Raw genomic sequence first — 8,551 nt, forward strand, 5'->3', positions numbered from 1 at the left:
ATCACAAAGATACAACATTTTCCGGCCGAAAGCAAATAATGTTAAAATAGGAGATGGTACAGCTTGGCGCCGGAGATGCCGTTAAAAAGCAAGGCGCCATTTCATCATTTCAACTGTTTACCGTAACTTTGCAAACGATGAACAAGAAAAAAGTATTAGTAGCCATGTCGGGCGGAGTGGACAGTTCCGCCGTATGTCTACTGCTTCGCGACCGTGGCTATGAGGTCATTGGTATGACGATGCGCGTATGGGATCTTCCGCGGCAGTTTACCGATGGACACACCGAACCGGACTTCATTGAAAGTGCCCGTGAACTGGCGGCGCGACTGGAGATGGAGCATATTGTGGTTGATGTGCGGGAAGAGTTCCGCGAAAATATCGTACGCTATTTCACTGATGAGTACAGGAACGGCCGCACGCCCAATCCCTGTGTACACTGTAACCGCGACTTTAAATTCCGGCTGCTACATGAATGGGCTGACCGCCTTGACTGTCATTTCATGGCTACAGGGCATTACGTGAAGACGGAATGCCACAACGGCCGCACCTATCTGTTAATGGGCGATGACGCGCGCAAGGACCAATCCTATTTCCTATGGCGGGTGCCGCAGGAAACTTTGAAACGTTGTATCTTCCCGCTGGGCGATATGGAGAAACCGCAGGTACGCCGCTATCTCGACGAGAAGGGCTTTGCCGTTCGCGCACGGCAGTCGGAGTCAATGGAGGTGTGCTTTGTGGAGGGGGACTACCGCGATTTTCTAAACGCCCAATGTCCCGGACTGGAAAACGAAGTGGCCGGTGGCTGCTACGTCGACAGCACCGGCCGGAGGCTGGGTACGCACCGAGGAGTTCCTTTCTACACCGTTGGGCAGCGCAAAGGACTCGGTATTGCACTGGGCCGGCCGGCTTATGTGGTACGCCTCAATGCCGGAAAGAACACCATCGTTCTCGGCACGGAAGAGGATTTGCAGACAAAGGCTTTCTTTGCAGAAGATCTTCTGCCGGTGAGCGAGGCCGAATTCTATGACTGTCCGGAACTGGCAGTGCGCATCCGCTACCATAGCCGCCCTGTGCCTTGCCGTGTGGAGCGCATGGACAATGGCCGCCTGCTGGTGAGAACCAAAGAGGCCGTGAGTGCCGTAACTCCCGGTCAGAGTGCTGTTTTTTATGTAGGACAGCGGCTGGTAGGCGGCGCGGTCATCGCTTCGCAAAAAGGCATTGGTCTTTATCTCTGACATTATTAAAAATGATACAATCCTATAAGTTCTTACAAAAACATGTTGAAAAAATTAATTTTCTCATTCCTTAGCCTCAGCATGGCCCTCGCCGCACCGGCACAAACGGCCGACACAGCTGACAATGCTTCTGAAACGGCCGAGAAGTATGTCAAAATCCCCAAGACGTATCGTTATCGTGTGTATTTCACCGACAAGAAAGACAGTTTCTATTCTCTCAAACGGCCTCAGGAGTTCCTTTCTGAAAAAGCATTGGCCCGCCGTAAAAAGTATGGCATAAAAGTGGACCAATACGACTTGCCCGTCACCCCCATTTATCTGGAATATCTCCGCAGCAAGGACATGAAGGTGCTCCACGTGAGTAAATGGAACAACACCGCAGTGGTGGAAACGGCCGACACAGCGCTAATCCACCTCCTGCCCAAACTGAAATTCGTAAGCAACGTGGTAAAAGTTTGGGAAAGCGGCGACAGCCTGCTCGTGCGGCCGAAAGTAGACCGCCGGAAGATGGTGTTCAACTCACGCGACACCATTGACGGATACTATGGCCATGCCTTGCAGCAAGTCAGCATGTTGGGCGTAGACAGTCTCCATCAGGCCGGTTTCCGCGGCGAAGACATCACAATCGCCGTAGTGGACGGAGGATTCCTCAACGCCGACTGCCTTGCCGGACTCAGAAACTGCAACATCCTGGGCACGAAAAACTTTGTAGGAAACGGCACGGCCAGCGTATATGATGCTCAATCGCACGGAACAATGGTGCTCTCCTGCATAGCCGCCGACATGCCCAATGCCCTCGTAGGCACAGCGCCACGTGCCTCATTCTATCTTCTGCAGAGCGAGGACAATGACGGCGAAAGTCTGGTGGAAGAAGACAACTGGTGCGCGGCGCTTGAATACGCAGACAGTCTGGGAGTGGACATTCTCACAAGTTCGCTCGGCTATTATAACTTCGATGATGCCGCAACATCCCACAAATATCATGAACTGGACGGACGTACTGCAGTGAACAGCCGTGCGGCCTCTCTGGCGGCAAGCCGTGGAATTCTGGTACTCAACAGTGCCGGCAACAGCGGTAACGACCCGTGGAAAAAAATCGGATTTCCAGCCGACGCACATGACATCATAACCGTGGGGGCACTCACTCCTGATTTGAAAAACGCGAATTTTTCATCTTTGGGCAACACGGCTGACGGTCGCATCAAACCTGATGTTATGGCTCTAGGACAGACAGCCTGGATGCTCGATGAAACAGGCAGCATTACCGTAGCGAACGGAACCTCCTTCTCCACGCCGATACTTTGCGGCGGAGTGGCCTGTTTGCTGCAAGCCTGCCCCGAAGCACGTCCGGAAGAAATAATCCGTGCCGTGCAACAGGCCGGCGACAATGCCGCCCATCCAGACAACGTATACGGGTACGGTGTTCCTAATCTTTGGAAGGCCTATCAGGCTTTGAAGAAAAAATAACGACATAATCGGCGACAGGTGAGAAATGCAGCAGCGTTGGCTTCGACTGTAAAACCATCACCCTTTCCGGCACGGCCGCACCTTAATATAATAAACATAGCATTAACGAAACTTACTTTTGAAACCTCTCTCACTGCGCGAACTCAACGGGCTTGTGCGCGAAACGCTTGAAATGTCACTGCCCACCCGTTTTTGGCTGGCGGCGGAACTCAGCGAAGTACGCACGGCAGCCAACGGCCACTGCTATGTGGAATTTGTCGAGAAAGACGCACGCAGCAACGCTCTCGTGGCCAAAGCGCGCGGCAACATCTGGCGACAGCAATATACCCTGTTGGCCGCACACTTTGAGCACATGACAGGTCATCGCCTTACGCCGGGACTGAAAGTACTCGTAGAGGTAGAAGTGACTTTTCATGAACTTTACGGTTACTCCCTCAATATTGTCGACATAGACCCCACCTATACGCTGGGGGATGTGGCGCGACGACGCAAAGAAATATTGGAAAAACTGGAAGCTGACGGGGTTTTGAATCTGAACAAGGAGCTCCGGCTGCCTCGTCTGTTATCGCGCATTGCTGTCATATCAAGCGAGACGGCTGCCGGATATGGCGACTTTACCAACCAGTTGAACCAATCGGGTTATGCCTTCACTACCTGCCTCTTTGCCGCAACGATGCAAGGTGACCTTGTTGAGAGTAGCATTATTGCCGCTCTCAATGCGATAGTAGCGCAACGGGAACAATGGGACGCTGTTGTTATCATACGCGGAGGAGGAGCCGTAAGTGACCTTAACGGTTTCGACACCTACGAACTGGCAGCCAATGTGGCACAGTTTCCCTTGCCTGTCATGACCGGAATTGGACATGAGCGAGATGACACAGTGATAGACAGTGTGGCGCATACCCGTCTGAAAACACCCACGGCCGTAGCGGCCTATCTCATCGAAATGCGCCGAAAGGAGTCGGATTCCCTGTTGCATTTGGAAACATGCTTACAGTCAGCCGTTTTACAACGCCTTGAAGCGGAACGGCGAGATTTGAGCCGGCAAACAGGCCGGTTCCGGTTGGCCGCCACACAATATGCCGGCAAACAACACCGACAACTGGCTCGCTTGGCCGCGCAATTGGAAATATGCCTGACACGTCGCTTGTCAAATGTACGCCGGCAACTCGAGGAATTGCCGCAGCGTTTACGCAGGAATGTGGAGAACCGCTTTGTGCAGGAACATCATCGACAGGAACTTCTCGAACGCAGTCTGACGATGGCCGGTCCGGAGCGTATCCTGAAAATGGGATTCAGTATAACTCTTAAGAACGGCAAGGTGGTACGCAATGCCGGAGTTATTAAAAAGGGAGATTGCCTTGTCACATGTCTGTATGAAGGCGAAGTAACCAGTGTAGCCGAATAAGAACAGTGATATCGTTTATTTACACAGAGCCACAACAACAGACATCTCTATGAAGCAAAAAACATATTCCATGAAAATACCTAAAGATCTCACCTATGAGCAGGCGGTGCACCGCCTTGAAACGATTGTTGCAGGTTTTGAGCAAAACACACTTGAACTGGACCATCTCAGCGAGCAGATACGTGAAGCCCAAATGCTGTTGCTGTTTTGCCAGAAAAAACTTACAAAAGTTGAAACAGACGTAAAGAAAATACTTGACCATGAGCAAGAATAAACTCGCCAAATTTGCCGAAATGGCAGCCAACCCTTTGGTTATAGAGGCTCCCGGAGTAGCCGTTGACCCCACTCCTTTCTCCCTGAAAGGCCGTTGGCATGAAGATTTTTTCCACAATACGAACCCCATCGTCCTTGAATTGGGCTGTGGACGAGGCGAATATGCCGTAGGACTGGCACGCCTCTTTCCGGACAAAAATTTTATTGGTGTGGATATCAAAGGAGCGCGTATGTGGACAGGAGCAACCGAAGCGCTGAAAGAAGGGCTGACAAACATCGGTTTTCTGCGCACACATATAGAATTCATCGACCGTTTTTTCGCCAAAAACGAAGTGGCCGAAATATGGCTAACATTCTCCGATCCGCAAATGAAGAAGGTGACCAAACGTCTCACGTCTACCTACTTTCTGAAGCGCTACAGGCATTTCCTACATGACGGCGGCATCATACATGTGAAGACTGACAGCAATTTCCTCTTCACCTATACCAACCTGATGGCAGCAGAAAACGCATTGCCGCTTGACTTTCATACTGACGACCTTTATCATACACTTAAAGTCAACGAAGACACAGAAGTCCAAAATATCCTATCCATTCAAACCTACTATGAGCAACAATGGATAGCCCGTGGTCTGACAATTAAATACGTCAAATTCCGATTACCCCAAACAGGAGATTTATTTGAACCGGATGTGGAAATTGAACTCGATGACTACCGCAGTTACAACCGTTCCAAGCGTTCAGGGCTCGAACGGGCCAAATGAGGTTATACAACGAAACAACAAATTTTGTTAGATGAGGTGGATATACCGCGCTTTGGCGTTTGGCATCACTCTGTCATTACATTTGTTTAATATCTTACGCCCAGTCAAATAAGTCTGAAAAAGTTTTTTCTCACTGGGACGGTGGAATGATAGTCGGACTTAACAATGATGGGTATGTTTGGGATTTCAGACATTCGTATTTCCCACTTCAACATGTGGAAACCAGAGCCGCCCTTGGAATGGCCGGTGAAATAAAGCAGAGGGGAGCTTGGGGCAAGGATGAATGGGCATCCGAGCATTGTTATGCGGCAAGATTTAATTTTGATCCTGCTATTGTCTTGCGTTCTACCACACTAATCAATTGGAAAAGTAAAGATGCCGTTTTCATATCTATACAGAGTCAGGGATAATCCTTTCTCTCAGTTCTGGGGGAAGCAAACACGCAAAATGGTTAAGATGAGATGTGAAATCTGGTATAAATTTTCAATTCAACTGTTGTATTTTCACCATAGGATACGGTATATCCCATTTTAGCCTTTATTCCAGTAATCCTACCAATATGAACAGAGGCTCTGAGAATGACAACTATATCACGCACACAGGCTTCATTGAGTATTTCTATAAGTTTTGCCCCCCCATTTACCGCATTGCGTATTCTTTAGAAATCCGGTATCAGTTTGTGTAACAATAAAGCGGGACTTTCTTATAGGAAGTCCCGCTCTTCAAATCTTTCTGCGTATTTTTTGCTCCTTTCCGGAAAATATTACCCGTATTAGATCAATACTTGCCGGACAATTAAAGTACATATATCACTTTCGAGGTATCTTGAAAACTTAAGCATTCCAAATTACAGTACTCCTTTTAAAAGAAAGGAATCAACGCTGAATAAATTTACGACTGTTGCGGATATACACATTACACTCCAAAGGAGTGATCTGCCGGCCAGAAAGATGATAAGTCTGTGTGTCAAGACCACCGCTGGTAGCTACTGGGAGATGATCGATGCGGGTATAGACACCTTCCATTTCCACGCAGACATGAAAGTTTAAAAAAACAATACCGTGATTGCCATCGCTCAGCATAAAGCCTACAGTCCGGTCATTGATTCCTTTTATGGATGGTGACAGTGTCGCTGACGTCAGCAATAGTGTATTGACAACCGATATCATCACGATCTGCTCCAGTTTGTCCTGTACTCCAATTAAACACAGCATTGTTGTGTGAGGCCGCTGCTGTCTGGTTCAATTGCACATTCCCGCTTGAAATGATAAAGGTACCCGGCGCATTGGCATAACTGAGCGTCCAGCCCCTCTGAGGCGTTTCTGACGAGGTCTTTACCTGAGTGTTATAGACTGCGGCAGGGTTGAGGTAGGAACCGTCTGCACGATTGATGATATCGCATGTACCGTCAGGACGGCTCTGGAACTTCCAGATACTGGCATATCCCGGAATTTCATTGCCTGTAACCCCGCAGCCGGCACCGTTGGAAGTCATATAACGGTTGTTGCGGTTAGGCGTATAAAGCTTATACCAATATTCTTTGCCGGCCTCGCTCATGCGCGGACGGTTGATATTTTCAAGGACTGAGAGTTTCTGCTTGCTGAAAGCGGCACCGGCACGGTTCAGTTCTTTAACGGTGAGAGTTTCATCGGCTAATAGAGCGTATCCCTTCTCGCAGGCTTTGAAAAGCCGGCGCATGCTTCCGGCCGGAATTTGCCCTATGCCGTGGCCTGTCTGCATATTGATGACCGTTCCTAGATTGGCGCCGAAATTATTGCGTGCAGTGAGAAGATCATAACGTTCATCGGCCTCTTCGCGCGTAACAGCTTTCACGCCGCCGCCCATGTAGCCGGCAAGGATCCGGGCCACTTCGACGTAGCCTTTCCCATCGAGATAATTGCCAATGAAATAAGCCGTATTGGCCACATTCCCGTTGAGCAGGGGCGTGTAAATGTCCACATAGGTCACCTCGGTATTTGCATCGGCAATGGCCTTGAGCGCATTATTAAAAGGTTCCACGCGCGTGGCGTTCTTCGTGGCATCGTTCATAGGCAGCAAGGCCTGAATGAAAACAGGCGTATGGGGAGCCAGTTCCTTCACCTTGCGGACAAGCGCCTCATACCTTTCCTTGAGTGTGGCAATATCTGCCGTTCCGTTGACATCGGCCGTACCGACATAAAGGAATATCCTCTCTGGAGCCACATTGTCGGGGCGTCCTTTCAGAATAACGGGTATCTGTTTCGTCACATCGGCAATGCCCAGTCCGGGCCATCCCCAGCCCGTCCCCCTGTTCTTCACGCGGCCGCTGCCCAACAGTTCGTGCCATTCGCCACTACTGACCATCTCGTCGCCTATAAGCAGAATATCGTCAGCCCTCACAGGAGCAAAACCGAAGGTACTGGTGCGCATACCGTTGGAGCCGCCGATTCCCCCGGTCTGATTCACACCGTTTTCGGGATAAGTGCAGTCGGTCCCTATATGCTCTGCAATGGCCTTACACCAGATATGATACCCCGAAGCACAGAGATGTAAGTAATCAAGCGAATGCTCATTGTTCTGAGACACACTGTAGAGGGCATCCCAAAGATCAATGTAAGTAGCCCCCTCCGCTTTACAGATGGCACGCAACGAATCATTGGTCTGTATTTGCTGTTCCAGATCACGCCTGGCACTGGGCAGAATACTTTGCACATAAATCTGGGTGGAAGGAGACTCCTTTCTAATGCGTTTCACAATAATGCGGGTATTCGCGGCCACATGTGCCGCATTGTTAATGCCAGCCGTACCCAGATCGTTTGTACCAATCATGAGAAAGACTTTGCCGGGTTTTCCGGTTATCATCGACTCAAGATTGGCCACCACCTCATCGCTTACCGCTCCGGAAACTCCGCGATTGACAATTCGCGTATCACCAAAAGCCTCCCACCACTCATGCATATTGGTGATACTGTTGCCGATGAACACAATGTTATCGGAATTTAGTTTCAACACTTTAAAGGCATCATAACGATGATTGCGGAAAGGAGCATCGGCCAATGCCGTGCCTAATCCAAACAGGGTAAAAGCTAAAAATATGATCCGTCTGCATTTCATAAGGACAAAGATATTTAAGAGAAAAGAAAACTTATAGTTTTAAGGATTTACAAACCAGAGGAATGCACCGCAAAGATAGAATTTTAATTATTGACAAGTCATGTCCTCAGGATTTTTTGATCCATTCTTTTCAATAAAATCATCAGCCAGTCCTTTTTTTGTCAATAAATCATCACCAGACTTTAACATATTTAACCTTCCGTAACGTTTCGGGATATTAAAATATAGGTTTGAAGCAGGGAAAGAAAAAAAGTCCGTATCGGATTTTCAACACGAATACTTGGATTTTAAACTGCAATACGGGGAATTTC

7 protein-coding genes are annotated in these 8,551 nt (G+C 49.0%); 5 read left to right on the plus strand and 2 right to left on the minus strand.

Annotated features, from left to right (window positions below):
- Nucleotides 1-53: 53 nt before the first annotated feature.
- The 5 genes from mnmA (at nucleotide 54) to trmB (ending at nucleotide 5,147) form a co-directional block, all read left to right on the plus strand.
- Entirely contained in the window at nucleotides 54-1,235 is a 1,182-nt protein-coding gene (mnmA, locus tag C5S62_RS04870) for a tRNA 2-thiouridine(34) synthase MnmA (protein ID WP_371411185.1), read from the plus strand.
- Between the two features lie 42 nt (nucleotides 1,236-1,277).
- Nucleotides 1,278-2,702: a S8 family serine peptidase gene (locus C5S62_RS04875; RefSeq protein WP_223301141.1), complete on the plus strand. Its 1,425-nt coding sequence runs from the start codon at nucleotides 1,278-1,280 to the stop codon at nucleotides 2,700-2,702.
- A 118-nt stretch (nucleotides 2,703-2,820) separates the two neighbouring features.
- Nucleotides 2,821-4,110: an exodeoxyribonuclease VII large subunit gene (gene xseA / locus C5S62_RS04880; protein ID WP_104404301.1), complete on the plus strand. Its 1,290-nt coding sequence runs from the start codon at nucleotides 2,821-2,823 to the stop codon at nucleotides 4,108-4,110.
- 70 nt (nucleotides 4,111-4,180) lie between these two features.
- Nucleotides 4,181-4,384, plus strand: a complete 204-nt coding sequence (gene xseB / locus C5S62_RS04885) for an exodeoxyribonuclease VII small subunit (protein ID WP_223301142.1) — start codon at nucleotides 4,181-4,183, stop codon at nucleotides 4,382-4,384.
- On the plus strand, nucleotides 4,371-5,147 hold the full coding sequence (gene trmB / locus C5S62_RS04890) for a tRNA (guanosine(46)-N7)-methyltransferase TrmB (protein WP_104404302.1): 777 nt from the start codon (nucleotides 4,371-4,373) through the stop codon (nucleotides 5,145-5,147). Before xseB ends, trmB begins: the two co-directional genes overlap by 14 nt.
- Before the next feature lie 875 nt (nucleotides 5,148-6,022).
- Here the strand turns inward: trmB and C5S62_RS13555 are convergent.
- A complete protein-coding gene (locus C5S62_RS13555) occupies nucleotides 6,023-6,172 on the minus strand; it encodes a hypothetical protein (RefSeq protein WP_223301143.1) in 150 nt (49 codons plus the stop codon).
- A 73-nt stretch (nucleotides 6,173-6,245) separates the two neighbouring features.
- Nucleotides 6,246-8,240 (minus strand): GDSL-type esterase/lipase family protein, encoded by a 1,995-nt coding sequence (locus tag C5S62_RS04905; RefSeq protein WP_104404305.1) that lies wholly within the window; start codon nucleotides 8,238-8,240, stop codon nucleotides 6,246-6,248.
- Nucleotides 8,241-8,551: the final 311 nt, after the last annotated feature.

The organism is Prevotella sp. MGM2 (assembly GCF_002933955.1).
Lineage (GTDB): Bacteria > Bacteroidota > Bacteroidia > Bacteroidales > Bacteroidaceae > Alloprevotella.